The organism is Massilia sp. AB1, assembly GCF_018119385.1.
In the GTDB taxonomy this organism is placed as follows: domain Bacteria; phylum Pseudomonadota; class Gammaproteobacteria; order Burkholderiales; family Burkholderiaceae_D; genus Telluria.
Window position 1 is genome coordinate 1 of the sequence record NZ_JAGKSG010000041.1, and the last position, 26,345, is coordinate 26,345.

Here is a 26,345-nt window from a genome sequence, read left to right on the forward strand (position 1 = left end):
CGCGGGGCGTGGGGGGGGGGCGGGGGGGGGGGGGGGGGGGGCCGGCGGGCCCCCCGGTGGGGGGGGGGGGGGGGGGGGGGGCCCCCCCCCCCCGCGCTGCCAGGCCTGTCTTAGAAGTCCTGGCTCCAGCTGACCGCCAGGGTACGGCCGCGGCCGGCATAGGTGGCGGTCTCGTCCGCCGCCAGCGCCGACTGCGAGTAGTAGCCGACGTAATGCTTGTCGAACAGGTTCTCGATGCTCACGCCCACGCGGCCGTAGCGGGTCTCGAAGGTGGTGGCGGCATCGACCAGGGTGTACCCCTTGAAGTGCTCTTCCAGGTCGGTGGCGCCTGCCCTACGGCCGATATTGATGTCGCGGTCGCGCAGGTGGGTCGCCTGCAGGCGCAGCTGGGCTTTCGGCAGGAAGCTCCAGTTGGCGCCCAGCACCGCCTTGTCCGGGCCCTGCGAACGCGCGCCCAGGTCGAGGTCCATCGGCGCGCCCTGGCTGACCGCGGTCTTGCCGTCGGTGATGGCATAGGTGCCGAACAGCGACAGGCCTTTGACCGGCTTCCATTCGGCGTTCGCTTCCCAGCCCTTGACCGTGGTCGGCACGCGCTCGAGCTGGCCGACGCCGTTGGTCACGCGCAGGACGCTGCCCAGCTTGGAGCGCGAATCGTAGCGGGAGATGCCGAACTGACCGTTCGAGCCGCGCCAGTTGACGCCGATTTCCTTGTTGCGGGTGATGATCGGCTGCAGGGTAATCAGGCTGGCGACCGACTGGTCTGCGCGGTTCACGCCGCGCAGCACCAGGCCCGCGTCCGGCAGGCCGAAGCCTTCCGCTACCGACGCGAAGGCCGACCATTGCGGCGCGAAGCGCCACACCGCGCCCAGGTTCTTGACCGACTTCGAGAACTCGGCCGAACCGCCCTCGACCACGCGGTTGCCGTAGTAATTCAGGGTGGTATAGGTGTCGACTTCGAGCTTCGCATTCTCGTGGCGCACGCCGCCGCGCACGGTGACATCGCCGAATTCATATTCCAGCTGGGCGAAAGGCGCGACGGAGCGGAACTTCAGTTCCGGCACCCAGACGCGGTTGGTGCCTGCCAGGCGCTGCTGGGTGTGGTCCTTCAGCCAGTCCAGGCCGGCGGTCAGCTCCAGCCCGTCGATGAGGATATCGGGACGCACGTAGGTGATGCGCGAACCGATCTTGTCCGCAACCACCTCCGACTGGTCATACAGATTGGGGGGCGGAGCGATGCGCGGGTCCTGGAAGGTCACGGCATTCGTGGCGCCGTACAGCGATTCGAAGTCGTGCTTGAACACCTGGGCGGTGAGCGAACCGCCGGCCAGGTCGGCGTGGCGGTAGTCCAGGCTGGCGCTGCGCACGCGGTTACGCGCGGGCATGCCTTCCGGGGTGCCGGGGGTCGAGGTGGTCGTGATGCCCTGCTTCGGCGCGCCGCGCTCGTTCTTGTAGTCGCCGTCGCCGCTCATGTCGAAGCGGTTCACCGACAGCTGCAGGCGCTGGTCGCCGAAGCTCTTGCCGAACTTGAGGAAGATATCGTTGCCGTGCGAGTCCAGGGTGTCGCCCTGCACGGTGTCGATGCCCAGGCGGCGGCCGTTGCCGTCGTAGCCCATGCCGCGGCGCTGCACGCTGGCGTAGCCCAGCATGTCGAAGGCGTCCGACTTGTGGTTTACGGTCAGGCCGGTCTTCCAGTCCAGGTTATCCGAACGGAACTGGGTCGCGAAGCGGGTGTTGACCGTGTACCTGGTGCCGTTGGTGCGCGGGGTCTTGGTGATGTAGTTGATGATGCCGCCGGTCGCGCCCATGCCCTGCATGGCCGAGGCGCCGTTGATGACTTCGATGCGCTCGATGATGGCGCTGTCGGCGAAGTAGCCTTCGCGCATGCCGGCGCGCAGCGGGTTCGATTGCGGAATGCCGTCGAACAGGATCAGCGGCTGGCGCCCGCGCAGCGATTCGCCGGTCGAAGTCATCTTCTGGCGGCTCGGGGCATAGCCCGGCACATAGGTCGACAGCGCCTGCGACGGATCGTCGGCGATCAGGTACTGGGCCGCCAGCTCCTGCTGGGTGATCACGGACACGGCGCCCGGGATCTTGTCGACCGCCTTGGCGGTGCGGGTCGCGGTGACCACGACCGAGGCCATGTCCTCGCCCTGGTTTTGCTGGGTCTGCTGTGCGAATGCGAAAGGCATCGCCATCAGGGCGCACGCGGTGGCGACCGCGAGTGAAACCGGCTTCATCGAACTCATTTTTGGACTTCTGCTTTTCTAAAAAGAAACACAAGGCGAAATGATAATGATTCTCATGTATTAACGCAAGTAGTAGGAATCATTCTCATTTGCGTTTATGATACGGTCTATGAAAAATCTCATCCGTAACGTCCACCTGTGGGCCGGCCTGATCTTCGGCACCATCCTCGTCCTGCAGGGACTGACCGGCTCGCTGCTCAGCTGGCGGCACGAGCTCGACGCCTGGCTGAATCCAGGCCTGCTGCGCGTGGCGCCGCCGTCCGGAAAAGCGGCCGGACAGCCGGTGCTGATCGAGCCGGCCGCGGCGGCGGCGGTGGTCGAGCGCCTGGTGCGCGACCCGGCCTACGGACGTCCGGACACGATTTTCCTTCCCGAAACGCAGGGCGACGTGTACGTCGCCTGGTACCGCCCGGCCAAGCCGGCCTCGGACTGGGACCAGGGCGTGACGCGCCAGGTGATGGTCGATCCCGCCAGCCTGGCGGTGCTGGGCGAGCGCAACTGGGGCGAGGCGGGCCTCTCGCGCCCGCTCCTGATGCCGACCCTGTTCCACCTGCACCGCTACCTGATGGCTGGCGAGGCGGGCAAGGTCGTGATCGCGGTCCAGGGCGTGGCCCTGTTCCTGCTGACCCTGACCGGGATCGTGGTGTGGTGGCCCAAGATGACCCTGAACGCGTTCTGGCATGCGATCACGGTGCGCGGCTGGGGCCAGTGGCCGAAATTCAGCTTCCAGCTGCACCGCGCGGCGGGCTTCTACACGGCGCCGGTGCTGCTGGTGCTGGCGGTGACGGGCGTGTACTTCAACATGCCGGCCTGGGTGACGCCCGCCATCAAGGCGGTGGCCCCGCTCACGCCGAACACCAAGGCGGCGAACGCCAGCGACGCCGCCAGCCCGCGCATCGGCATCGACGCGGCGATGGCGGCGGCGCAGGCGCGCTTCCCCGATGGCCGCATTTCGCGCGTGAGCATCCCGGCCAAGCCGGAGCAGCCCTTCGAAGTGCGGCTGCGCCAGCCGGGCGAGCTGCGCCACGGGAACGGCGCGACCCGCGTCAGCGTCGATGCCGGCAACGGCGCCCTGCTGCGCGTGGTGGACCCGCTGGCGGCGCACGGCGGCGACTGGATGGTCAGCACCTTCTATCCTCTGCATACCGGGGAAGCCTTCGGCGCGCTCGGGCGCATCCTGATCAGTATCGTCGGCGTGACGCCGCTGGCATTCTTCATCACCGGCGTCGTGGTCTGGCTGAAGTTCCGCCGCAAGCCGGCCAAGCCCAGGGCGCCGGCCGCCGTCAAGCCGGCGCCGGTGCGCGTGCCCGCTACCGTGGAATAAGCGACTCCAGCGAGGGATGGCCCTCGAGCGCGAGCGGCAGCGCCCGCGACCAGCGGTTGGAGGACAGCGAAAACGTCAGCGAACGCACCTGGTGATACCACCCGGCCGGTACATACAGCATGTCGCCGGGATGCACCACCAGCTCGATCAGCGCCGCCTGGCGCGCCAGCGGAAAGCGCTCGAAATCCGGCGCTTCCGGATCGAAGGGAGACCCGAACAGCAGCGCATTCGCCTCGCGCGGATAAAGGAATTCGTCGTGGTGGGGCGGCGCCAGGAAGATCCTCTTCGATCCCCAGACCTGGACGAACAGGTTGTCGTCGTAGTCGGCGTGCAGCGGCGTCACCGTACCCGCAGGCCCCATCCAGAAGCGCGGCGGTCCCGGTTTCTTGAAATACGCGGGCCAGTGGCAGAAGCGGTTCAGCTCGCGCAGCTCCAGGTTGCCCAGGTAGGGTGGCAATCCTTCCGTGCCCTGCTCCACCAGGTCCAGGTAGGCGAGCATAGACATGTCCTGCATGGCGCGGTCGGGCGCGAAGGCGGTATTGATGTAGTCGCCGACACGGGCGCGCACCGGCAGCGCGCTGAAGCGTTCGCGCAGGGTGTGCGGGCTCAAGCCGGTCAGCGGCCAGCGGCCCACCACGCCATCGATCAGGAAAGGCAGGCCCTGCGCCGCGTGCTCATGAAACACGGCCGCACTCGGCGCCCGCAAGCGCTGCAGCGAAGAGATGACCGGCAGCGCGCGTGCCGCCTCCCGGATCGCCTCTCGCATCGCTTCGATGGACGTGACGCCGCGCACCTGCGCATCGCGGCGTTCGCGCGCCAGCTTCGCGGCCAGTGCGTCTTCCGCCGAAGCGTTCTCCGGCCGTGGCGGCAGCCGCGCCGGCCGGCTCTTGTCGGGCACTCCCGCCATCCTGTCGTCCTGGTCTGAAAATTCACGTGGGCCGACAGGATAGCGCATGCGGCGCCATCCTCCAATGAGCTTATGCGGGCGCCAGCTGGCGCGCGCGGGTGCTGCCCCCGACGCCGACCGCCGTGGCGATGGCCAGCGCCTGGAACAGCGCCACGCCCGCGAACACCCAGCCCGGACGGCCGGCGTCCATGACCAGGCCGAACAGCAGCGGCCCGATCGCCAGGCCGCTGTCGAGGCCCGAATACACCACGCCGTACACCCGCCCGGTGGCGCCCTTGGGCGCGGCGGCGCGGATCATCAGGTCGCGCGAAGGACCGGCCACGCCCGAGCACAGGCCGATCAGTCCCATCAGCGGCAGCGCCATCCACGACGGACCGGCGCCCGCCGCCAGCACCAGCGCCAGCGCAGCGGCCGCGGCGAAGGCCAGGGCCACGGTACGGTCGTGGTGCTTGACGTTGGCGCCCAGGAAGCCGCCGGCCAGCATGCCTACCGCCGAGGCCAGCATGTAGGAGGTGTAGGAACTGGTGGCCAGTTCGCGCGTGATGCCGTACAGGGCTTCCAGGCTGATCGACGCGAAGGCCTGGATGCCGCCCAGCGCCACCGCGGTCAGCAGGAAGAAGGCGAAGCACATCCATACCGAACGCAGTTTCAGGAAGTCGAGCGTGCCGCCCTGGACGCCATCCGCTTTCGCCGGCGCGGCAATCGGATCGGGACGCAGCGCGTGCCGGTTCAGGACCAGCATGACCAGCACGCATGCGGGCAGCAGGGCCGCCCACAGCATCGCCGCTCGCCAGCCCTGGACGGCGGCGATCGAGGTGAGGAAGATCGGCGAGGCGGCCCAGCCGATATTGCCGCTGATGCCGTGGACCGAGAATCCGTGCGCCAGGCGCGCCCGCGACACGCGCTGGTTCAGCAGCGTGTAGTCGGCCGGGTGGAACACGGCGTTGCCCAGGCCCGCCAGGAAGGCGCCCAGCACCAGGCCCGGATAGCCGCCCGCGAAAGAGAGCACGACGGCGGACACCCCCAGCATCGCCACGCCGGAGAACAGCACGGCGCGCGCGCCCACGCGGTCGACCACGAAGCCGGCCGTCGCCTGCCCCACGCCGGAGACCACGAAGAACACCGTCATCACCAGCCCCAGTTCGGTATAGCTGAGATTGAAGGCCGGCTTGAGCCAGGGGATCAGGGCCGCCACGATCAGGTGGTAGAAGTGCGAGGTGCCGTGCGCCAGGCCCACGAGGCCGATCACGCGGGCGTCCTGGCGGAGGGTGTTGTCGTCTGAGCTCATGCCATGCCTTTATCGAAAAAGCCAGTGTAAGCAAAAGCGGCGCGTCCGATTTAAGATAACGTGTCAAGATTTATCGAGAATCCGCCATGAAAAGCTATCCGCCGATTCCAGGCCCGGGCCCGACGCCGGAATGCCCGGTCGCCCTCGCGGCGCGCGACCTGCCGGCCGACGCCAACGTCGGCGCCCATAGCCATGCGTGGGGACAGCTGACCTACGCCGCCAACGGCATGATCCGGGTGAGCGCCGAAGGCAGCAGCTGGATCGTGCCGCCGCAGCGCGCGATCTGGATCGCACCGGAGGTCGAGCATGAGGTGACGATGCTGGAAGCCGCGCGCCTGAGCCCCTTGCGCGTGCATGCCTTGCGCGCCCCTTTCCCCGGAGAGTCCTGCCGCGTGGTCGAGGTCAGCAGCCTGCTGCGCGAGCTGATCGCGGCCCTGATGGCGGGCGGCGACGCCCTGCCCCAGCCGCGCACTGCCCTGCTGGGAGAACTCATCCTCGACGAACTGGCGCGCGCGCCCTCGCGCCCGATCCGCGTCCCGCTGCCGCGCGACAAGCGCCTGAAGGCCCTGTGCGAGGCGCTGATCGATGCGCCCGGGGACAACCAGACCCTGGCGCAGTGGGCCCAGGCCACCGGCGCCTCCGGGCGCACCCTGGCGCGCCTGTTCGACAAGGAGCTCGGCATGAGCTTCGGCCAGTGGCGCCAGCAGGTGCGGCTGGCCCATGGCGCCTCCCTGATCGCACGCGGCATGCCCTTGTGGCAGGTGGCCGAGCAGCTCGGCTATGCGAGCCAGTCGGCCTTCACCGCCATGTTCAGGAAGAGTTTCGGCACGACGCCGTCCGCCTTCTTCGCGGGCGAGCAGCAAAGCAGATAAGCCACGGCCAACATCCTCTAGAATGCGGTTTGCCCACACAACAGGAGACAAGATGAACCCGACAATCCGCGCAGCAGTGACGAGCGGCCTGATGACGCTGGCCTGGGCGGCCCAGGCCGCGCCGCAGGCGAAACCGGAGCACACCGAGGTATGGAGCCCGGAACCGGCGCGCGTCATGCCCGCCTCGGCGAACCGGGCGCCGTCGGATGCGGTCATTCTCTTCGACGGCCAGGGTGTGGGCGAATGGGTGTCGAGCGCCGTAGTCGCCAGCCCCGCCGCCAAACCGGTCCCATGGTCGGGGGCGGACGGCGTGCTGACGGTCCGTCCCGGCAGCGGCGATATCCAGACCAGACGCACCTTCCTCGACTACCAGCTGCACCTGGAATGGCGCGTGCCGGCGGGTCTCAAGGCGAGCGGCCAGAACAAGGGTAACAGCGGCCTGTTCCTGTCGACGGGAACCGGGAACGGCTACGAGATCCAGGTGCTGGAGTGCGCCGCGAACAAGACCTATGCCAACGGCCAGGCGGCGAGCATCTACAAGCAGTTCACCCCGCTGGTGAACGCCTGCGCCGCCGAAGGCGAGTGGCAAACCTACGACGTCATCTGGACCGCGCCGCGCTTCGCAGCCGACGGCAGGCTCGAGTCGCCCGCCTATGTGACGGCGCTGCACAACGGCGTGCTGGTGCAGAACCACGTGGCCCTGCGTGGCGAAACCCTGTACATCGGCGAACCAGGCTATCGGAAACACGGCCCTGCTCCGATCAAGCTGCAGGAACATGGCGAGGCCGTGAGCTTCCGGAATATTTGGGTCAGGCCTTTGGACCGGTAGCCTTCGTCCGTCCCGCCGGCCGGCGCTGGCGTTCCAGCTCGTCGTGGATCACCTGCTGGCCGTGTTCGACCATGAATTCGTGGAAGGCCGCGGCTACGGTCGGAATCGCATGGTCGGCCTTGTGCATCACATGCCAGTCGGCCGATACCGGCGTACCCGTCACCGGTAAGGCCATCAACAACTTGTTCCGTACTTCCAGTGTGCACGCGTGCACTGACAGGAAACCCACGCCCAGGCCGGCGGCGGTCATCTGCTTGATCGCCTCGTTACTCGACAGCTCGGAACCGATCGACAGCGGCGCGCCCGCATCCTGGTAGAGTTTTTCGACCGCCGCCCGCGTACCCGAACCGCGTTCGCGCACCAGCAGGTTGTGGTCGGCCAGCTCCGTCAGCGCCACCGCGCGCGCGCTGGCCAGCGGATGCCCGGGTGCGACGTAGAAAGCCATCGGGTGGCGCGCGAAGCGGCTGGCGCTGGTCGGAAATTCGCGCGGCGGCGTTCCCATGATGGCCAGGTCGATCTCGTCGCGGCTCAGCATGCCGATCACCTCCGGCCGCGAGCCCACCTGCAGGCGGATGCGCACGTGCGGGCGGCCGGTGGTAAAGCGCACCAGCATCGCCGGCAGCAGGTGTTCCGCCGTTATCACCGCGCCGATGCGCAAGGTGCCGCTGGTGACGCCCTTGAAGGCCGCGATCTCGTCGCCCGCCTCTTCCCACATCTTCAGGATGCGCTCCGCATAGCCGACCAGCAGTTCGCCCGCGGACGTCATCTGGATGTTGCGGCCCTGCTTGCGGGTCAGCGGCGTGCCGGCGGCTTCCTCCAGCAGTTTCAAGTGCAGCGACACGGCCGGCTGGGTCACGTGCATGGCTTCCGCCGCCCGCGACACGCTCTGGTGGCGGGCCACCTGGACCAGGGCTTGCAGCTGTTTGAAGCTCGCCGGATACATAAGCTTTTCCTTATTAATCTGCTTGGAAATCTGATTTTTATTTTATCTTGCCCGGCCGTATAGTGAAAGCGTCAACAACGCACTGGCCCGGAAAGGAGCAGCACATGAAAGCCCAAGCGATCATCTTCGATCTGTCCGCATTCGACATCCAAGGGGCGGCGCCGCAGGAAGCCGGCAGGCTGCTCGACGAAGCGATCGACAGCGGCCGCCACTGCGCCCTGGTCACCGACCTGCCGCACCGCGAGGCCGGCCGGCAGCTGCGCGAGCGCTTTGGCGACACTGCCCACCACATCTTTTCAGTCGTGCTCACGGGCGCCGATTTCGCGGCGCAGGGCCATAAGGCGCCTTACTCGGTCGTGCTGCGCACGCTCGAACTGTCGCGCGAGGAGGCCCTCGTGGTCGCCGCCTCCCCCGCCGCCCGCCGGGCGGCGCAGCGGGAGCGCCTGCGGATCCGGCCCTGACGCGCCGCACCCCATTCAATCATGTGAAGGAGGACAAGCGATGGAAACCATCGTGATTGCAGGCGGCGGCGTGGCCGGGCTGGAACTGGCCACCCGCCTGGGGCGAAAGCGCGGCGCAGCGCGGCGCGTGATCCTGATCGACAGCGCCCCGACCCACTTCTGGAAGCCGCTGCTGCACTCGGTGGCGGCAGGCCTGATCGATCCCAGCCACTACCACATCGACCTGGCGCGCCAGGCCATCGAAAGCGGCTTCGAATTCGTCTGCGGCGAGATCGTCGGCATCGACCGCGGCGCGCGGACCGTGAATGTGCGGCTGCGCCGTCCGCTGGCCCACGATGGCACGGCCTCGGTGCAGTATGACCGCCTGGTGCTGTCCTTCGGCTCGATCACCAACTTCTTCGGCGTGCCTGGGGCGCAGCAGCACTGCCTGTCCCTGGACAGCGTGGGCCAGGCCGAAGCCTTCCGCCAGCGCTTCCTGAACGCCTGCGCCGCCACCGGCGGACGGCGCGAGACCTTCATGGATGCCGGTCTGCGCGACCCGGCCGCCCCGCTGCTCGACATCGTCATCGTCGGCGCCGGGCCCACCGGCATCGAGCTGGCGGCTGACCTGCGCCACACGGTCGACACCCTGGTGCGCTATCGCCTCAGCGGCCTGGCCGCATCGCGCCAGGTGCGCATCCGCATCCTGGAGCGCGGACCGCGCCTGCTGGCCGGGCTCGATCCATCGGTGTCGGCCCTGGCCGTGCGCAAGCTGGAGGAACTGGGGGTCGAGATTTGCACCAGCACCGCTGTCGCCGAGGTGGGCGCGGATGAAGTGCGCACCGAAGACGGGCGCGTGTTCCCGGCGGCGCTCACCGTCTGGGCGGCCGGCGTACGCGGCCCCGACCTGGCGATCACGCCGGCGCTGTCCGTCAACCGCAACAACCAGATCATGGTGGACGAACAGCTGCGCACCATCGACGACCACCGCATCCATGCGATGGGGGACTGCTGCTCGCTGCTCCAGCCGGAGCGCAAGCGGATGATTCCGCCCAGCGCCCAGGCGGCGCGCCAGCAATCGGGCTTCCTGTTCGAGCTGCTGACCCATGCCGCCGGCAAGACGCGGCCGCGCTTCCGCTACCGCGACTACGGCACCCTGGTGACCGTAGGACGTGCCGGCACCATCGGCATCCTGCTGCGCGCGGTGGGCCGCCGCAACCTGCGCGTGCGCGGCGCCATCGCCAGCATCATGTACCGCATGACCTACGAGCGCTACGTGATGTCGCATGTGGGGCCGCTGCGCATGCTGGGACACATGCTGGCGCGCTGGTGCCGCTCGAAGATGCTCATGCCGGTCAAATGGCATTGAACGCGGCCCGGCGCAGACGCGACGCGCCGGGTCTCAGCCGCCGGCCAGGTCGGCTTCCTTCGGCGCCAGGTGCCTGACGAGCAGCTGGTCGATGCGGTAGTGGTCGACATCGAGCACCTCGAACTTGATGCCCTGGTATTCGACGCTGTCGGTCCGCTTGGGCACCTTGCGCAGCATGTACATCATGAAGCCGGCGGCGGTCTCGTAGTTCTCTTCCTCGGGCAGGCTTTCCAGGCCGAGGGTGCGCTTGACGTCGCCGACCGGCGTGCTGCCGTCGATCAGCCACGAGCCGTCCTCGCGCTGCATGATCTGCTCGTCCTGCTCCATGGGATTGCCCCAGCTGCCCATCACGGTCAGCATGATGTCGCTCAGGGTGATCACGCCCATCACCAGCGCGTACTCGTTGATCACGACGGCGAAGGTTTCCTTGGTGGCGCGGAAGCGGTCGAGCAGCTCCGACAGGGTCAGGGTGTCGGGGATGATCAGGACGGTGCGGATGCTCGACTCGTTCAGCTGGAACAGCGACTGCTTGTTCAGCAGCCGCACCAGGATGTCGCGCGTGTCCACGTAGCCGATGACGCGGTCGATCGTGCCGTCGCAGACGGGGAACTTGGAATACTTGGCGATCTTCTCCCTGACGCTCTCCTCGGTCTCGTTCAGGTTGAAATACACCACGCTGTCGCGATTGGTCATGGCCGAGACGACCGAGCGCGATTCCAGCTCGAACACGTTCTCGATGAAATGCTGCTCCTGCTTCTGCAGGACACCCGCCTGGGCGCCGGCTTCCACCGCGGCGGAGATCTCGTCGAAGGTGATGCTGTCTTCCCGCGTCATGTCGACCTTGAACACGCGGAAGATCAGGTTGGCGACGAGATTGAGCGCCCAGGACAGCGGCTTGCAGATGCGAATGAATACCAGGACCGGATTGATGATCGCGACCGCGATGCGCTCCGGCGCGATCATGGCCAGGCGCTTGGGCATCAGGTCGGAAAACAGGATGAACAGGAAGGTGACAAACAGGAAGGACAGCGCGAAGCCGACGTTGTCGAGCCAGGGGCCGTTGTAGACGCCCGAGATCCATTCGATGAAATACGGACGCAAGGCGCCCTCGCCCAGGATGCCGCCGAGGATGGCGATCGCGTTGAGCCCGATCTGCGAAGCGGCGAAGAATTCGGCCGACTGGACCTGCAGTGCCATCACCTTCAGGGCGCGCTGGTCGCCCGCCTCCGCCAGCAGCTTGAGCTTGATCTTGCGCGCGCCGGCGAACGCGATCTCGGTAAGCGACAAGAATCCTGCGGCGAGCACCAGGCAGGCCAATAGCACGGCATGTTGAAACAAACTCACGGGGCACCTAAGGTTGAATACCAGCGAACGTCGCTCTCGGCAGTATAGATTTTGCAATTACCTATCGCAATAGCTGCGGACCTGGAGGGCCAACGCTAACCAGGCATCGGCCTGGGTCTGGGAATAGCGGAGCAAGATCAATCTGCGGCAGCCCCTCTTCTACCTACGGCGCCGTGCTTGTGGCGCGCAGCAGCCCGGCCACTACCGCCGCGCGACATGCAACCTGCGCCCGTGTCAGGTGTGCGTCCGCCGCACCAGCCCTCTGGTCAGTTTACCGGACCGGAGCGTCCGAACATCGCCAATCTACGCAGCGTGCGGAGGGCCGTCCGCGGGATCTTCATCCCATCCGTTCATGACGGTCGAGCTTATCGATCCTCAATTCCGCGCTTGCCTGAAAATGCCAGAATAGATTGTTCCGATTGGAAACTCACGGAGTACGCTGTGCAAAATGATAACGAGCTTGTCAATTTCATGCTGACGGAAAAAAAGCTGATCACCACCGACCGTCCTATCCGCATGACACTTGTTTATCAAAGGAAACAGATCTCCGACGTCCTGCTCCCTCAGTTTGTCCGCGGTACCGAATCCATTTGCGGTGGATTTGAGTATCAGGTCAATTGCGTTGCCACTTCCAACAGTCTGCCACTGAAGGAATTCATTGGCGTGCCCGCCGCCCTCGAGTTCGTCAATGATCGAGGCCAGTTGCGCAGGGTGTGTGGTCTCGTCACGCAGGCAAGCTCTGGCGAGTGCGATGGCGTGATCGCGAGCTACCAACTCGTCATTCGCGACGCCATGGCGGTCATGGAGCAACGTGTCAACACGCGCGTGTTCAGGAAAATGAGCTGGCCGCGGATCGTCACTGTCGTGTTGCAGGAATGGCTGCAGCTGAACAGCGCATTGAGTGGCTACTTCGACTTTGAACTCGCACCTGGCTTCCATCTGGAGAAATATCCCGAGCGCGAACAGACGATACAGTTCAACGAATCGGATGCAGCCTTTATCCGTCGACTGTTGGCGCGCTCCGGAGTTGCCTGGTTCTTCCGCCCCGGCTGCCACCCAGCACACCGGCAGGCAACTCACGACTCGGAATTGCCGGTGCATACTCTCGTGCTCTTTGACAACCCGCGTGACCTGAAGAAGAACGCGGCCGGCGTCGTACGCTACCACCGCGACAACGCGACCGAGCAGCGCGATTCGGTCACACGTTGGGGCGCGGTACGTAAGCTCCAGGCGGGCAGCGTCTGGGTTTTCAGTTGGGACTACAAGCGACCGGGAAACATTCCCGGGATGGCCGCTGAAATACCAGGCCAGATCAATCAAGGCCCATCCGGCAACCAGTTAGCTGGCGGAGTGCAAGAATACATCGTCGAATCACCGCATGCGGGCTCTGACGACAAGGAGCTATATCGCCTGGGCGTGCTGCGCATGCAGCGCAAGGAACTCGATGCAAAACGCTTCACCGGAGAAGGAAGCGTCCGCGACTTCTGTGCAGGCGAATACTTCACCATCAGCGACCACCCGGAAATCAATGGCCATCCTGGCCCCGAGCGCGATTTCATCATCACATCAATTGAAGTCAAGGCGCAGAACAACCTGCCAACAAGCTTGGAACAACGGATACAACGGCTGTTCCTTTTCAATGACTGGCGCGTTCCGGCGGGCATGCCCACTGATCTTTCCAGCGAAGATAACGCAAACCGTTTCCACATGCGATTCGAGGCGGTACGGCGCACTATCCCGATCGTCCCGGCATTCGACCCGCGCACCGACCTGAGCGACCCGGGTTTGCAGATTGCAATCGTGGTAGGCAGAGAAAACGACGTCGTGCATTGCGACGAACTTGGCCGCGTGAAGATTCGATTTCCCGCGACGCGTCCGGAAGACCATCAGCACGCACAAGGCGCGGGCGCATCCGACACGGATGCGGATTCCGCCTGGGTGCGGGTAGCTACAAATTGGGCCGGCAATGGATCCTCGCATTGCGGCACCCTGGCGCTACCCCGCGTGGGGACGGAAGTCCTGGTGGCTTTTCTGGGCGGCGACCCCGACAAGCCCATCATTATTTGCCAGCTTTTCAATGGGCGTGCCTTGCCTCCCCCCTTGAGCAATCGCGCCAACTTGCCGTCAACGCGCTTCCTTTCGGGCATGCGTAGCCAGGAGATTCACGGCGCGCGCATGAACCAGCTCCGGTTCGACGACACCCCGCGCGAAATCAGCGCCCAGCTGGCAAGCGACGATGGCGCTTCGCAGCTGAATCTCGGATGGCTGACTCATCCACGGGGAGAAGACCGGCGCCCCCGCGGCGAAGGCGCTGAGCTGCGTAGTGACAAGCCGTGGCAATCCGGGGTGGCAAAGGCGTGCTGGTCACCGCAAGCAATAACGACCAGGCCGAAGGCAAACAGCTGGACCGGGCCGAATTGATCGGCCTCGCCGACAGCTTGCGCGATATTGCCGACCAGCTCGCGAAACTCGCCGAAACCCACTCCAAAGACCCGGCAAACGGTCCGCAACTGGCGCAACTGGTCGACAAGCTCAGGCATCTGGATCACGGAACGAATGTCGCTGTTGGCGCAGGCGGCGGCACGGGCGGTGCACCCATTGTCGCAGTCAGCGGTCCCGCGGGAATTGTCGTGGCAAGCAATGAAAATCTGGCACTCGGTGCGGAAAAGAACGCCTACCTCATCACGGCTGCGGACACGCAGCTCACCGCTGGAGGACAAACATCGCTACGCGCGGCGCAGGGCGTCAGCGTCTTTGCCAATGACGGCGGCATGAAGCACATTGCCGCACGCGGCAACATGCAGACCGAAGCGCAGGACGGCACCATCGAACTCCTGGCAAAAAAGGTGATGGAACTGATTAGCACGACGGACTGGATCAACATCAAGGCCAGGAAGGGTGTCTGCATCTACGGCGGTGGCAGTGAATTGAAAATCAGCGAAGAGGGAATTATCGGCAGCACGACTGGAAACAGCCACGTCTACGCTGCCGACCACCAAACCTTTCCAAAACGGGCGCGGCAAACACAGTTCCCCGACGAGTTGCCGCATCACGACATTTGCATTCCTTGCATGCTGGCGGCAGCGCGTGCGCATAGTCCCTTGGTGGAGGCGGAATGAGCAACGGCGACCCGAATACCTTCGTCTATCTCCTGATCGACAACGGCATGCTCGACGAGATATCGGCAAGCTACACCGAAGATGCTCCCGAAAGCCGCCCGGCGTGGCTGGCGCCGATTTACCCAAACCGTGCCCTGGCGGTCAGCCCGCTCCTGGTCGACGTCGAAGCCGCTTACGAAGTCGGCGATCTCGATCGCGTCATGCGCCTCATGAACGCGCGCAAGCCTGCGCTGCACGTGTCGGTCATCGAGTCGGCGCTGAATATCGGCCAGCTTGCCCACCACCTGGGCAGATTCATTTTCATTCTTGATCCGGAGGGCAAGCAGTTCACGCTCAGGTATGCGGACTGCGCGGTTCTTGCATCGCTCTCGGAATTGCTGACGCCGGCACAGTGGGCCGCGATGTCAGGACCGATCGCACGTTGGACTATCCATCACCGTTCCGGCGCGCTTGTCCCGCTGCCACCGGCCGAGGCGACTACAGTTGCACTGACGCCCCTGCGCGTGGACCAGGATCAGCTGCTGGCCCTGGACGAGGCAAGCGAACCGGATCACTTCATCGCCAAGGTGAAGATGATGCGCAATGGCGAGGCCTTGCCCGGCAATGCGGTGGAACAGCACGAATGGGCGCAAGCGGCACGTCGCGCCTGGCGTGCGGCCGGCAACGCGCATCCCCCTATTTTGATGTTCCTGACCGAGGCCGCACTCCTGACCCGAGGCGCAATTCTGCGACGACCGGAAGTCGCCGAATTCCTTGCCATGAATGAAGTCAGCGCGTTCCGGACCAAATTGCGGGAACTCGTCGACGATCTACAGGCAAGACGCAGTTGGGCCAGCCAGGGAGCCACTGCGGGCGATGATCCAAATGCAATCCCGATTGTTATCTGACACAGAGGCATCATGAAAATTCCTATCCTCTCGTTTGTGCGGTTGCATCCCATCGTGTCTTTACTGGCCATGGGGGTGTTACTCGGGTCTTATGCGCTACTCCACGCTCGTTCCAGGGCCGATGACCGTATGGGAGTCTCCGTCAACGGGGTCCAGCATCTGGGTTCCGATCATCTCATCCACGAATTCTATGTTAATAAAGGTTACTACGGTAATGTTGGTGAGGGAGGTGGGGGCGGTAGTCAAACATGTTGTGTCACGCTCCCGAAAAACTGGTATCCGGGATTGAAAGCCGACGTCCGCTGGGAAGTGTACCGCATAATCAAACCAACAGACCCTGCGTTAGAAGAAACGGTGGAGTCAGAGGGAATATACCGTGCGCAGGTGCCGGTGGAGGCGTATCGGGAACCGGGTGATTTTGTTGTTCACTTCTTCCCCAATGGTCGCGTACGCATCGTTGTGAGCTCAATCAGCCCGTCCGGGGATGGGCACCCGATCAGATGGAGAGATGCTCAAGCAAGTCTCTTAGCGACGACAGGAACGCCTGTTAAAGAAATTTTCACCGCCGAGGAACACGCCGAGCTTGATCGTGAAGATGCCCGCGATCGGGCGAAATATGGGAACTGGCGATGAAACGGGCCGACGTCATCATCGCGCCCACAAGAGGTGCGCCGACCTCTGGAATAAAGCGAATCGTTCCGGATTACGACTGCGATTTCAAGAAGTGCGAAGTTACCTTGAACATCGGAGTCTTTTTTGATGGAACACGCAACAATCGAGACCGTGATCGTTCCGGATTCTCAGACAGCAACATTGCGCGACTGTATGAGGTCTACCGTGACGAAGAGGACATGGGCTATCACCGGGTTTATGTTCCCGGTGTCGGGACGAAATTCACCGAGATCGGAGAACACGATGAAAGCACCATGGGTTCAGCGTGTGCCTTCGGCTGTGAAGAGCGGGTCATTTTTGGGCTCTTGGCCGTTTTTAATGCGCTGCACCGGCGGTGTTTCAACAGCCGCATGTTTGATCAAGGCGCTGTGCTTGCCCTGTGCCGTAACGGCCGCAACGTCCTCGACACCGACGATCGCGAAAGTCTTGCCAAGCTTGGCACGCGCAGCGGCCTGCTGCAAGCGGCGCTATCCAACGACAGCGACCGCCGCGCGTTCTTGACTCGGCAGGCCCAGCTGCTGGAAGCAAAACTCAAGGGTAGAAAGCCCCACGTGGTTGAATGTTTCCTCGACGTATTCGGGTTTTCCAGGGGGGCGGCGGAAGCCAGGGTGTTCTGCCACTGGCTGGACGAATTGCTGGTCGGCGGCCGTCTGGCCGGTGTGCCCCTGCGCTTTCGCTTTGTCGGGCTCATCGACACCGTCGCCTCAGCGGGATTCTGGTCCGGCACCTCGGCGGCGCTTGCCAACTCGACCGGCGGACATGGCGCTTGGGCGAGTGGCGGGTCGCTGCGCCTACCGGCCTCCGTGCTGAATTGCGTTCACATGGTTGCAATGCACGAGCTTCGGCGCAACTTCCCCTTGGATGAAATCGGCGCCGACGGGAAGCTGCAGGCAGGATGGAGCCAGCACGCCTACCCGGGCGCGCACAGCGATGTCGGAGGCGGTTACCGGCCGGGTGAGCTCGGCATCTCGGTGGGAGATAATCCCCAGCACAGCGAATCCCTGAAACTGTCCCAGATACCGCTGAACCACATGTTCGATTGCGCGGTAGCGGCTGGCGCCCCGATGAAAAAACCTAAGATCAAATCTGGTGCCCATGACCCATTCGCCATCCACCCCGACCTGGCCAAAGCCTACGACGAATTCCTCGCACAAGCCACGCTCGCGCCACGCCCCATGTACGAATGGCTCCAGCCGTATCTCAACTGGCGATGGCAGATGCGTAACCATTTTCACACCACTAATCAGGTCAAGCGAGCCAGCCAGTCCGACCGGGAAATTCTGCTTGCCTTCAACAAGAGCCTGATCAACGACGCCGCTGCCCTGCTGCGATCCGCTGCGATGGGCCTGGGCCAGCGGACACTCGCGGTCGTCAAGGACGTTTTCAATACCGGTGCGCGAAAGGACCTTGTGACGACCAGCGCATTGGACCCGGAAGCCCGGGAGGTATTTGCCCGGGCCCAGCGCGCCACAGCGACGCCGCCTTCGTTTGCTGCCCTGTTTGACGGCTACGTGCACGACTCACTTGCCGGATTCAATTCGCCAACATTGGAACTGACAGGTTATTGGCGCTATCGAAAAATCTTCATGGGTAATGACGAGGCGCTTATCGCAGCCAATCAGGATGCCGATACGGCGCGCAGCGTCGCGTGATTCGCTCAAACGGAGCCCGCATGAACGACCAACAAGGACGCGGAGTCATTAGGCTCGGCGACAAAACCACGCATGGCGGAGAAGTCATCTCGGCGGCGCAGGACTTCACCGTATTGGGGAAGCCGGTCGCTATCGAAGGCGATTCAACTTATTGCCCTAAATGCAAAGGAAAGTTTCCGATCCTGCCAAGCGGCAGCACGCGTAGGCACCATGGAAAGCTGGTTGCATACGATCAGGACCTCACTGCATGCGGTGCCAAGTTGATCTCATCGATCTGACGGCATCTGGGGTTATGACGCTTTTGAAACCTAGAATTCGGAAACTATTGGTATTTTCCTTTTTGGATAAGGTTGACTTCTGAGTTTGCCACGTTTGGCAAGTCATCGATTTAGACTCCCTATCCGCTTTAGCGACTTTTAATCGGTTGAACATAGGTTCAAATGCCAAGTTACGCTGGACAGTATTAAGCAAGAAAAAACCCGCTGTCTCGATGAAAGCAGCAGGTTCTTTGATGCCCCTAAATATCTAGGGACTTTAATCTGGCGGAGAGGGTGGGATTCGCCTACATCCTGTAGGCCGCCCCGGCGCTTGCAAGCGCCGGTCTTCGAATCCCACGCGTGAGCCACATTGGTGGCTCACTCCTTCCGCATACGCAATAAAAAAGGCTCCCGTCGGGAGCCTTTTTTATTACTACTGGCGGAGAGGGTGGGATTCGAACCCACGGTACGGTCACCCGTACGCCTGATTTCGAGTCAGGTACATTCGACCACTCTGCCACCTCTCCTGATTCGGTCGATTCTTGCTGTGAGCTGCAAGAGGCCGCATTATAGCGGACGCCTTCTCACGAAGGCAAGTGACGAACTGCAACTTTCGCACACCCGCTCAGAAGCGCGACAAGCCCATGATGCGGTCGCCCATTTCGGCCCCCGCCATCACCATGCCCTGCCCCGCCGTCAGGCGCAGCTGTTCCCACTGCGCCAGGCCCACGTCCGGCACCGCCTGGCGCTGGCTGAGCAGCATCGCCAGCGTGAGCGCGTCGGCGGCGGCCTTCGAAGTACTGCCCGCGGTGTGCGGACGCGGCAGGAAGGCGGCGTCGCCGCACAGCAGCACCCGGCCGTCCAGCATCTTCGGTGCTTCCATGTCCATGATGGCCTGCACGAAAGGCGCTTCCGTCGTCTCGATCAGCACACGCAGGGACGGTGCCGCCAGTTGGCGTGCATCGTCCAGCAGCGCGGCAAGGTGCTCCGGCCGCACCGCGCCCGGCGGCAGCGATGCGGGATCGGTGCGCCCGTCGCGGCCGGTCAGCAGCGCATTCAGGGGCGCGCCCTGCCCCACGCGCCGGTACCAGATCCAGTTCCAGCGCCGCTCGCCTAGCTCGACCGACTCGTCCTGGCCCGGCACCAGGTAGGCCAGCAGCAGATGGCCGTCGCCCTGCTGGAACACGAAGGCGCGGTCAAGCTTCTCGCGCGTGGCCTGCGGCAGCAGGGCCTCGGGCACGGCGCCGCGCCAGGCCACGTAGCCGGCATAGCGGGGAGCGACATCGGGCTGCATCTGGCGACGGACCGTGGAACGGGCGCCATCGGCCCCGATGAGCAGGTCGGCCGTCTCGCTCTCGCCATCGGCGAAGTGGGCCGTGACGCGCTGGCCTTCCTGCTCGTAGCGCACGAAGGTCCGGCCGGCATGCAGGCGGGCCCGCGGCAGTCCGCCGTGCAGCGCCCGGTACAGGATCTCGCACGAGGTCTGGGCCTGCGGCATGTGGCTGCGCTGGAGAATCCGGTCGCCTCGGTCGAGGTAGAGACGGTCGTCCGAAGGCACGCTTGGCAGCCGGTCCGGATCCAGCTGCGCGAAGCGCAAGGCCATCAGGACGTCGGGCTGCAGCACCAGTCCGCCGCCATGCTTGCCCTGCCCCTGCGCCGAGCGCTCGAACACGTCGACCTCCCAGCCGACCGCGCGCAGCATCGCGGCCGCCAGCAGTCCGCCCAGCGAACCGCCGATGACGAGTGCGCGCGGCGTGGCGGTCATGGCGCTCTCTTCCTGCGGCCGGCCCGGTGCGGATGACGCCCGTCCATGCGCAGCCTCAGCCCGTCACAGCCGTGCGGACCGGCTGGCAGCATGATGGCCGCATGTGCGTGCATCGCGTCTCTCCCGGTGTATTTACCACCAGTGTAAGACGACTGACTTGCGTTGAGAACATGCCAATAAAAAGAATGTCTTGGACGGGCGTGCTGAAATACCCCACGAAGGTGTGGCCGCCGGCTCTTCCTTCGTCCGCATGGACGCGGACCGGCCCGGATTCCAGAATGCGACGGTGCGCCGCATTGGCGCCGCAACCATCCGCCTCACTGAAAGGAACAGCATGAAAGGCACCCGCACCTTCGACAAGGTCACCGTCCACGACGGCACCCAGATCCACATCACCGACTGGGGCCACGGCGTCCCGGTCGTGTTCAGCCACGGCTGGCCGCTCTCGGGCGAGGCCTGGGAAGACCAGATGATGTTCCTGGCGGAGCACGGCTACCGCGTCATCGCCCACGACCGCCGCGGCCACGGCCGCTCGAGCAAGCCCTGGCACGGCAACGACATGGACACCTATGCCGACGACCTGGCCACCGTCATCGAGACCCTCGACCTGAGCGGCGCCATGCTGGTCGGCCACTCGACCGGCGGCGGCGAGGTGGCGCGCTACATCGGCCGGCACGGCGCCGGCCGCGTCGCCAAGGCCGTGCTGGTGGGCGCGGTGACGCCGCAGATGATGGTCTCGCCCGCCAATCCGCATGGCGTGCCGATGGACGTGTTCGACGGCATCCGCGACGGCGTGCGCGCCGACCGCGCGCAATTCTTCAAGGACCTGACCCTGCCCTTCTACGGCTACAACCGTCAGGACGCCAAGGTGTCGGAAGGCGTGCGCGACACCTTCTGGCTGCAAGGCATGCAATGCAGCCTGAAAAGCGCCTACGCCTGCATCAAGCAGTTCTCGGAGACCGACTTCACCGAGGACCTGAAAAAGATGAACATCCCGACCCTCGTGATCCACGGCGACGAGGACCAGATCGTTCCGATCGACACCACCGCGCGTCGCGCCGTCGAACTGCTGCCGCAAGGGGCGCTGAAGGTCTATGCCGGCGGTTCGCACGGCCTGGCGACCACCCACAAGGACCAGCTCAGCGCGGACCTGCTGGCCTTCCTGCGGGCCTAGCGGGAGCCGGGCCGTTCTGCGCGCAGCGGTACGACATGGCCAGATACACCATGTAGAGCGCGGAACGGCCCGCCGCATACCCGAGCAGGCACTCGTGCAAGCTCAGCGGCGCGACGAACACGGAAATCGTCATGACAAACAGCGCCACCTGCCACAGCAGCTCCATCTTCTGTTTTCCGGTCACATAGAACACGTAGCTGAGCGGGCTGGCGACAAAGTTGAGGAAGCACAAGGGAGCGAGGATGCGCGCCAGCTCCCCTGCCGGCCGCCAGGTGGGACCGAAGACCCAGCCGAACAGTTCGGGCGAAAACAGGAGCAGCACCAGCGAGGGCCCGAGGGCCAGCAGCACCAGCACCTTGAAGGTGGCGCGATAGACGTCGCGGCAATGTCCCGCGGACTCGAATTCGTGCACCGCCTGGCGCTTGAACACCTCCAGCACCGAGGTGGCGATCAGGGCGATGGGCGCATTGAGCACGCGCTGGGTCAGTGCGAACAGGCCGGCCGCCTGCACGCCGTGGTGGATACCGATCATGAACAGCGGCAGCTGGCCGACCACGGTGTTGAGCAGGCTCGACGGCAAGGAAAAACGCCAGAAAGCCTGGTGCTTGGCGAGATAGCTGCGCTGCTCGTCGTCGAGGGTCAGCTTGATGCGCGCCGGCGGCGGCGACACCATCAGGCGCGCCGCCCACAGTCCGGCGCCAAGACCGATCAATTGCCCGACCAGCAGGGCCGCGCCATGCAGGCCCGAATAGAGCAAGGCAAGCTGGCTGATGGCGGTGGTGCCGGCCGCCAGCACCTTGGCTTTCGCGGCCTTGTCGAACAGGTTGTGCGAGGCGGCATAGGCGAGCGTGGTTTGCGTGAATGCGGTGAGCCAGGTTCCCGCGCCAATGGTGAGCAGCGCGAACCAGGACATCGTCCCCACGGCTGACAGGCCGGCCACGCGCGCCGCCACCACGCAGGCTGTCAGCGTCAAGGCCAGCAGGGTCGCGAAATAGGCCACCACGCTGAAGCAGACGCGCTGCTGCCGCTTCTCGTGATCGAGCACCATTGCGGCTTCGAAACGCAGGGTGGCGACGATGGACGCTACCGCTATCACGCCGAGCCAGACGCTGAAGGCCCCCATGTCGGAAGGCGTGCACATACGCGTGAGCAAGGGCGCGACCAGCAGGGGCAAGGCTTGCGCACCCGTCGCGCCGGCCAGGACGGTGCTGAAGTTCTTCCAGAAGTCGGACCGCGGCATGCTCATGGGGACTGTTTGAACTTGATGACACCGCGACCATCACGGCCCTGGCGCGTGGGCATGACGGTTGCGATCAATTGACCAGCTAGCCAAGCTTCCCAGACATCGTACCGAGGCGGGGAACGGGCCTGTGCGGTGGGATCAAACGTCCGGTGTAAATTGGTGTAAATGCGCGGCGGTGGTGGATACGGGACGTTGCATTAAGCATCAATGATCCAGTAGCCGAAAAACCGTCGCCCCGGCGAAGGCCGGGGTCCAAGTTGAGCGTTACGACAGCTCATGCAAACTTGGGCCCCGGCCTTCACCGGGGCGACGGTTCTAGCGCTAACTCAAGAAGCTTACTGCGGTCGTCTGTATAAGACCTGACGCGCGTCTTTTGCGCAAAAAACAAAAGGCTCCCTTCGGGAGCCTTTTTCGCTACTACTGGCGGAGAGGGTGGGATTCGCCTACATCCTGCAGGCCGCCCCGGCGCTTGCAAGCGCCGGTCTTCGAATCCCTCGCGTGAGCCACATTGGTGGCTCACTCCTCCCGCGTACGCAATAAAAAAGGCTCCCTTCGGGAGCCTTTTTTATTACTACTGGCGGAGAGGGTGGGATTCGAACCCACGGTACGGTCACCCGTACGCCTGATTTCGAGTCAGGTACATTCGACCACTCTGCCACCTCTCCTGATTCGGTCGATTCTTGCTGTGAGCTGCAAGAGACCGCCATTATAGCGGCTCTCCCGGAAAATGGAAGGGAAAATTTCACGACAGTGTCATTTTCCCTGCTTTCCGTTCTCTCAGGCAGCCGGCGCCAGGCGCTCCAGGCCGCCCATGTAGGGACGCAGCACTTCCGGAATCACCACGCTGCCGTCCGCCTGCTGGTAGTTCTCCAGCACCGCCACCAAGGTGCGGCCCACCGCCAGGCCGGAGCCGTTCAGGGTGTGCAGCAGTTCCGGCTTGCCGGCGGCGTTGCGGAAGCGGGCCTGCATCCGGCGCGCCTGGAAGGCTTCGCAGTTCGACAGCGACGAGATCTCGCGGTAGGTGTTCTGCGCCGGCAGCCACACTTCGAGGTCGTAGGTCTTGGCGGCCGAGAAGCCCATGTCGCCGGTGCACAGCGACATGACGCGGTACGGCAGGCCCAGCGAGGTCAGGATGAACTCGGCCTGGCCGACCATCTCTTCCAGCGCCGCGTACGACTGCTCCGGGTGCACCACCTGGACCAGCTCGACCTTGTCGAACTGGTGCTGGCGGATCATGCCGCGGGTGTCGCGGCCGTAGCTGCCCGCCTCCGAGCGGAAGCACGGGGTGTGCGCGGTCATCTTGAGCGGCAGCTGGTCCAGCGCCACGATCTCGTCGCGCACCACGTTGGTCAGCGACACTTCCGAGGTCGGGATCAGGTAGAAGTTCTCGCCCTCGCCTTCCGCGCCGCCCTTCTTCACCGAGAACAGGTCGGCTTCGAACTTCGGCAGCTGGCCGGTGCCGCGCAGCGAGTCGGCATTCACCATGTACGGGGTGTAGCACTCGGTATAGCCGTGCTGGCCGGTGTGGGTGTCCAGCATGAACTGCGCCAGCGCGCGGTGCAGGCGGGCCATGCCGCCTTTCATCATCGAGAAGCGCGAACCAGTGAGTTTGGTCGCGGTATCGAAGTCCAGGCCCAGCTTTTCGCCGATGTCGACGTGGTCCTTGACCTCGAAGTCGAAGCTGCGCGGGATGCCCACCTTGCGCACTTCGACGTTGCCCGATTCGTCCGTGCCCTGAGGGGCGCTTTCGTGCGGCAGGTTCGGCACCGCTTCCATGAAGCGCGCCATTTTCGCCTGCACCTCGCCGAGGGCGACTTCGTTGGCCTTGAGCTCGTCGCCCAGGCCGGCCACTTCGGCCATCACGGCCGTGGTGTCTTCGCCTTTGCCCTTGAGCATACCGATCTGCTTCGACAGCGAGTTACGCTTGCCCTGCAGTTCCTCGGTACGCGTCTGGATCGCCTTGCGTTCCGCTTCGATGGCATTGAAGGTGGCCACGTCGAGCTGGAACTTGCGCGTCGCCAGGCGCGCTGCGACGGTGTCGATGTCTTTGCGAAGAAGTTGGATGTCAATCATGTCGGGGTGGACTTGCGTATGTCGAAAACACAATTGTACCAAGCCGACAGCCAATATTTGCGAGATTCAGCAGCAATGCGGGCAATCGCGCTGCCGGGCCTCCCGCCAGCCCTCGGGAATTAACCGTTCAGGCTGGCTTTCTCGGCGGCGCTCAGGCGCGGTGCGCTGATCACGATGGTCTGCACATGCATGTCGGCGAGGGCCGGGGTGGTCGATTGCAGGATCTCGACAGGACGCTCGTTGGCGGTAGCGAAGCTGACGGTCAGGCCCAGGGCTGCAGCGGCGAGGAACAGGGCTTCGAAGTTTTTACGGATGTTCATGGTGCTCTCCTTCAGGTCAAATGTGATTCGGTATGATTGAACTTTACCGATCGACCCTCGGAGCCGCCATCGACTTGCGATGAAGCGCAAAAAAGATGGCCCAGAATGCGGAATTCGCGGACGGAGCGTGCGATGAATGCGCGATGCGCACAGTAGCGCGCAGATGAGCCCAGCCTGCGCGCCCTACGTGCCCGGCTACCCTTCTCCGCCCGAGCGCGCCTCGTCGTCGAGGCTGCGCAGCCAGGTCAGTTTCTCGCCGATTTTCGCCTCCAGCCCGCGCGGCACGGGCTCGTACCAGCCGGGCTCCGGCATCCCGTCCGGCAGGTAGGTTTCGCCCGCCGCATACGCATGCGGTTCGTCGTGCGCGTAGCGGTATTCGTGGCCGTAGCCGAGTTCCTTCATCAGCTTGGTCGGTGCGTTGCGCAGGTGGACCGGCACCTCGCGCGACTTGTCCTTCCTCACGAAGGCCATGGCCGCGTTGAAGGCGTTGTAGCCGGCGTTGCTCTTGGCCGCCATCGCCAGGTAGATGACGGCCTGGCCCAGCGCCAGCTCGCCTTCCGGCGAGCCGAGCCGCTCGAAGGTGGTGGCGGCGTCGTTGGCCAGCTGGATGGCGCGCGGGTCGGCGATGCCGATGTCTTCCCAGGCCATGCGCACGATGCGGCGCGACAGGTACTTGGGGTCGGCGCCGCCGTCCAGCATGCGGCACAGCCAGTACAGGGCCGCGTCCGGGTTCGAGCCGCGCACCGATTTGTGCAGGGCCGAGATCTGGTCGTAGAAGTTGTCGCCGCCCTTGTCGAAACGGCGTGCGTTGAGCGTCAGCGCGTTCTCCACGAACTCGGCGGTGATGCGCTGGATGCCGGCCGTGTCGGCCGAGGTCTTGGTCTGCTCCAGCAGGTTGAGGAAGCGGCGCGCATCGCCGTCGGCATAGCCGACCAGGGTGTCGATGGCCACTTCGTCGAACGTCAGGTGCTGCAGCACGCGCTCCTGGGCGCGCTTGAGCAGCTGGCGCATCTCCTTGTCGCTCAGGGCCTTGAGCACATATACCTGGGAGCGCGACAGCAATGCCGAGTTGACCTCGAAGGATGGGTTCTCGGTTGTCGCGCCGATCAGGGTGACCAGGCCCGATTCGACGAAGGGCAGCAAGGCGTCCTGCTGCGACTTGTTGAAGCGGTGGATCTCGTCGATGAACAGGATGGTGTGCTTGCCCTGCTGGAGGTAATGCTCGGCCTGCTCGACGGCGGCGCGGATGTCCTTCACGCCGGACAGCACGGCCGACAAGGCGATGAACTCGCAGTCGAAGGCATACGCGGTGAGGCGCGCGAGCGTGGTCTTGCCGACGCCGGGCGGGCCCCACAGGATCATCGAATGCGGCTTGCCCGACTTGAACACCAGGTTCAGGGGCTTGCCTTCGCCCAGCAGGTGGCTCTGGCCGATCACTTCCCCGATGGTGCGCGGACGCAGGGCTTCAGCCAGGGGTGGCGAGGGTTCGGTCTTGAAAAGGTCATCCATGGCGGCCTCCGGCAAGGCGCGCCGCGCGGGCGGGCGTCTGGTTCATCTGTACATCGAGGTTGTCTAGGCGCCTAGTGTAGCCGATCAGTGCCGCCGCCGCGCTGACGCCACG

At 64.6% G+C, this 26,345-nt stretch carries 21 protein-coding genes, 2 tRNA genes and 1 pseudogene; 12 read left to right on the top strand and 12 right to left on the bottom strand.

The features are described 5' to 3' along the window. Positions 1–110: 110 nt before the first annotated feature. A complete protein-coding gene (locus tag J8847_RS19155) occupies positions 111–2,246 on the bottom strand; it encodes a TonB-dependent receptor (RefSeq protein WP_229513040.1) in 2,136 nt (711 codons plus the stop codon). 109 nt (positions 2,247–2,355) lie between these two features. Between J8847_RS19155 and J8847_RS19160 the strand changes: the two genes are divergently transcribed. Beyond that, the gene (locus J8847_RS19160) at positions 2,356–3,570 is read left to right on the top strand and encodes a PepSY domain-containing protein (RefSeq protein WP_229513042.1); all 1,215 of its coding nucleotides are present in this window, start codon (positions 2,356–2,358) and stop codon (positions 3,568–3,570) included. Here the strand turns inward: J8847_RS19160 and J8847_RS19165 are convergent. Together J8847_RS19165 and J8847_RS19170 are read right to left on the bottom strand one after the other, a co-directional pair. Beyond that, a complete protein-coding gene (locus J8847_RS19165) occupies positions 3,557–4,477 on the bottom strand; it encodes a cupin-like domain-containing protein (RefSeq protein ID WP_211526314.1) in 921 nt (306 codons plus the stop codon). The two genes, J8847_RS19160 and J8847_RS19165, sit on opposite strands and share 14 nt — an antisense overlap. A gap of 70 nt (positions 4,478–4,547) precedes the next feature. Next, entirely contained in the window at positions 4,548–5,765 is a 1,218-nt protein-coding gene (locus J8847_RS19170) for an MFS transporter (RefSeq protein ID WP_211526315.1), read from the bottom strand. An 86-nt stretch (positions 5,766–5,851) separates the two neighbouring features. Between J8847_RS19170 and J8847_RS19175 the strand changes: the two genes are divergently transcribed. Beyond that, positions 5,852–6,637, top strand: coding sequence for a helix-turn-helix transcriptional regulator (locus J8847_RS19175; RefSeq protein ID WP_211526316.1), 786 nt, complete (start codon positions 5,852–5,854; stop codon positions 6,635–6,637). A gap of 52 nt (positions 6,638–6,689) precedes the next feature. Then, positions 6,690–7,466 (top strand): DUF1080 domain-containing protein, encoded by a 777-nt coding sequence (locus tag J8847_RS19180; protein ID WP_229429978.1) that lies wholly within the window; start codon positions 6,690–6,692, stop codon positions 7,464–7,466. On the opposite strand, the gene J8847_RS19185 is transcribed toward J8847_RS19180, so the two are convergent. Continuing rightward, positions 7,447–8,409: a LysR family transcriptional regulator gene (locus J8847_RS19185; RefSeq protein ID WP_211526317.1), complete on the bottom strand. Its 963-nt coding sequence runs from the start codon at positions 8,407–8,409 to the stop codon at positions 7,447–7,449. The two genes, J8847_RS19180 and J8847_RS19185, sit on opposite strands and share 20 nt — an antisense overlap. Positions 8,410–8,513: 104 nt before the next feature. On the opposite strand from J8847_RS19185, the gene J8847_RS19190 reads away from it, so the two are divergent. After that, on the top strand, positions 8,514–8,870 hold the full coding sequence (locus tag J8847_RS19190) for a hypothetical protein (protein ID WP_211526318.1): 357 nt from the start codon (positions 8,514–8,516) through the stop codon (positions 8,868–8,870). A 40-nt stretch (positions 8,871–8,910) separates the two neighbouring features. Beyond that, positions 8,911–10,218: an NAD(P)/FAD-dependent oxidoreductase gene (locus J8847_RS19195; protein WP_211526319.1), complete on the top strand. Its 1,308-nt coding sequence runs from the start codon at positions 8,911–8,913 to the stop codon at positions 10,216–10,218. 33 nt (positions 10,219–10,251) lie between these two features. Here J8847_RS19195 and J8847_RS19200 read toward each other — a convergent pair whose 3' ends face one another. Next, positions 10,252–11,562, bottom strand: a complete 1,311-nt coding sequence (locus J8847_RS19200) for a hemolysin family protein (RefSeq protein ID WP_211526320.1) — start codon at positions 11,560–11,562, stop codon at positions 10,252–10,254. Positions 11,563–12,078: 516 nt separating this feature from the next. Here J8847_RS19200 and J8847_RS19205 point away from each other — a divergent pair. The 6 genes and pseudogenes from J8847_RS19205 to J8847_RS19230 form a co-directional block, all read left to right on the top strand. Further along, positions 12,079–13,976 (top strand): annotated as a pseudogene (locus tag J8847_RS19205) (type VI secretion system Vgr family protein); the annotation flags it as partial. A gap of 24 nt (positions 13,977–14,000) precedes the next feature. Continuing rightward, on the top strand, positions 14,001–14,681 hold the full coding sequence (locus J8847_RS19210) for a DUF2345 domain-containing protein (protein ID WP_229513048.1): 681 nt from the start codon (positions 14,001–14,003) through the stop codon (positions 14,679–14,681). Further along, positions 14,678–15,568, top strand: a complete 891-nt coding sequence (locus tag J8847_RS19215; protein WP_211526322.1) for a DUF4123 domain-containing protein — start codon at positions 14,678–14,680, stop codon at positions 15,566–15,568. The genes J8847_RS19210 and J8847_RS19215 overlap by 4 nt, the downstream gene beginning before the upstream one ends. Before the next feature lie 12 nt (positions 15,569–15,580). Next, a complete protein-coding gene (locus J8847_RS19220) occupies positions 15,581–16,201 on the top strand; it encodes a DUF3304 domain-containing protein (RefSeq protein WP_211526323.1) in 621 nt (206 codons plus the stop codon). Then, positions 16,198–17,892, top strand: a complete 1,695-nt coding sequence (locus J8847_RS19225) for a DUF2235 domain-containing protein (RefSeq protein WP_211526324.1) — start codon at positions 16,198–16,200, stop codon at positions 17,890–17,892. The genes J8847_RS19220 and J8847_RS19225 overlap by 4 nt, the downstream gene beginning before the upstream one ends. 20 nt (positions 17,893–17,912) lie before the next feature. Next, complete coding sequence (locus J8847_RS19230) at positions 17,913–18,170, top strand: PAAR domain-containing protein (RefSeq protein WP_211526325.1); 258 nt, start codon at positions 17,913–17,915, stop codon at positions 18,168–18,170. A 416-nt stretch (positions 18,171–18,586) separates the two neighbouring features. Here the strand turns inward: J8847_RS19230 and J8847_RS19235 are convergent. Beyond that, positions 18,587–18,676 (bottom strand) — tRNA-Ser (locus J8847_RS19235). Between the two features lie 98 nt (positions 18,677–18,774). Continuing rightward, a complete protein-coding gene (locus J8847_RS19240; RefSeq protein WP_211526326.1) occupies positions 18,775–19,914 on the bottom strand; it encodes an FAD binding domain-containing protein in 1,140 nt (379 codons plus the stop codon). 334 nt (positions 19,915–20,248) lie between these two features. Between J8847_RS19240 and J8847_RS19245 the strand changes: the two genes are divergently transcribed. Next, positions 20,249–21,088, top strand: a complete 840-nt coding sequence (locus J8847_RS19245) for an alpha/beta fold hydrolase (protein ID WP_229513044.1) — start codon at positions 20,249–20,251, stop codon at positions 21,086–21,088. Here J8847_RS19245 and J8847_RS19250 read toward each other — a convergent pair. From J8847_RS19250 to J8847_RS19270, 5 genes are all read right to left on the bottom strand, one after another. Further along, positions 21,054–22,334 (bottom strand): lipopolysaccharide biosynthesis protein, encoded by a 1,281-nt coding sequence (locus J8847_RS19250; RefSeq protein WP_211526327.1) that lies wholly within the window; start codon positions 22,332–22,334, stop codon positions 21,054–21,056. The two genes, J8847_RS19245 and J8847_RS19250, sit on opposite strands and share 35 nt — an antisense overlap. A gap of 572 nt (positions 22,335–22,906) precedes the next feature. Further along, positions 22,907–22,996, bottom strand: a tRNA-Ser gene (locus tag J8847_RS19255). A 112-nt stretch (positions 22,997–23,108) separates the two neighbouring features. After that, on the bottom strand, positions 23,109–24,404 hold the full coding sequence (gene serS, locus J8847_RS19260; RefSeq protein WP_211526328.1) for a serine--tRNA ligase: 1,296 nt from the start codon (positions 24,402–24,404) through the stop codon (positions 23,109–23,111). Positions 24,405–24,523: 119 nt separating this feature from the next. Next, complete coding sequence (locus J8847_RS19265) at positions 24,524–24,724, bottom strand: hypothetical protein (protein ID WP_211526329.1); 201 nt, start codon at positions 24,722–24,724, stop codon at positions 24,524–24,526. 195 nt (positions 24,725–24,919) lie between these two features. Continuing rightward, on the bottom strand, positions 24,920–26,233 hold the full coding sequence (locus J8847_RS19270; RefSeq protein WP_211526330.1) for a replication-associated recombination protein A: 1,314 nt from the start codon (positions 26,231–26,233) through the stop codon (positions 24,920–24,922). Positions 26,234–26,345 lie beyond the last annotated feature (112 nt).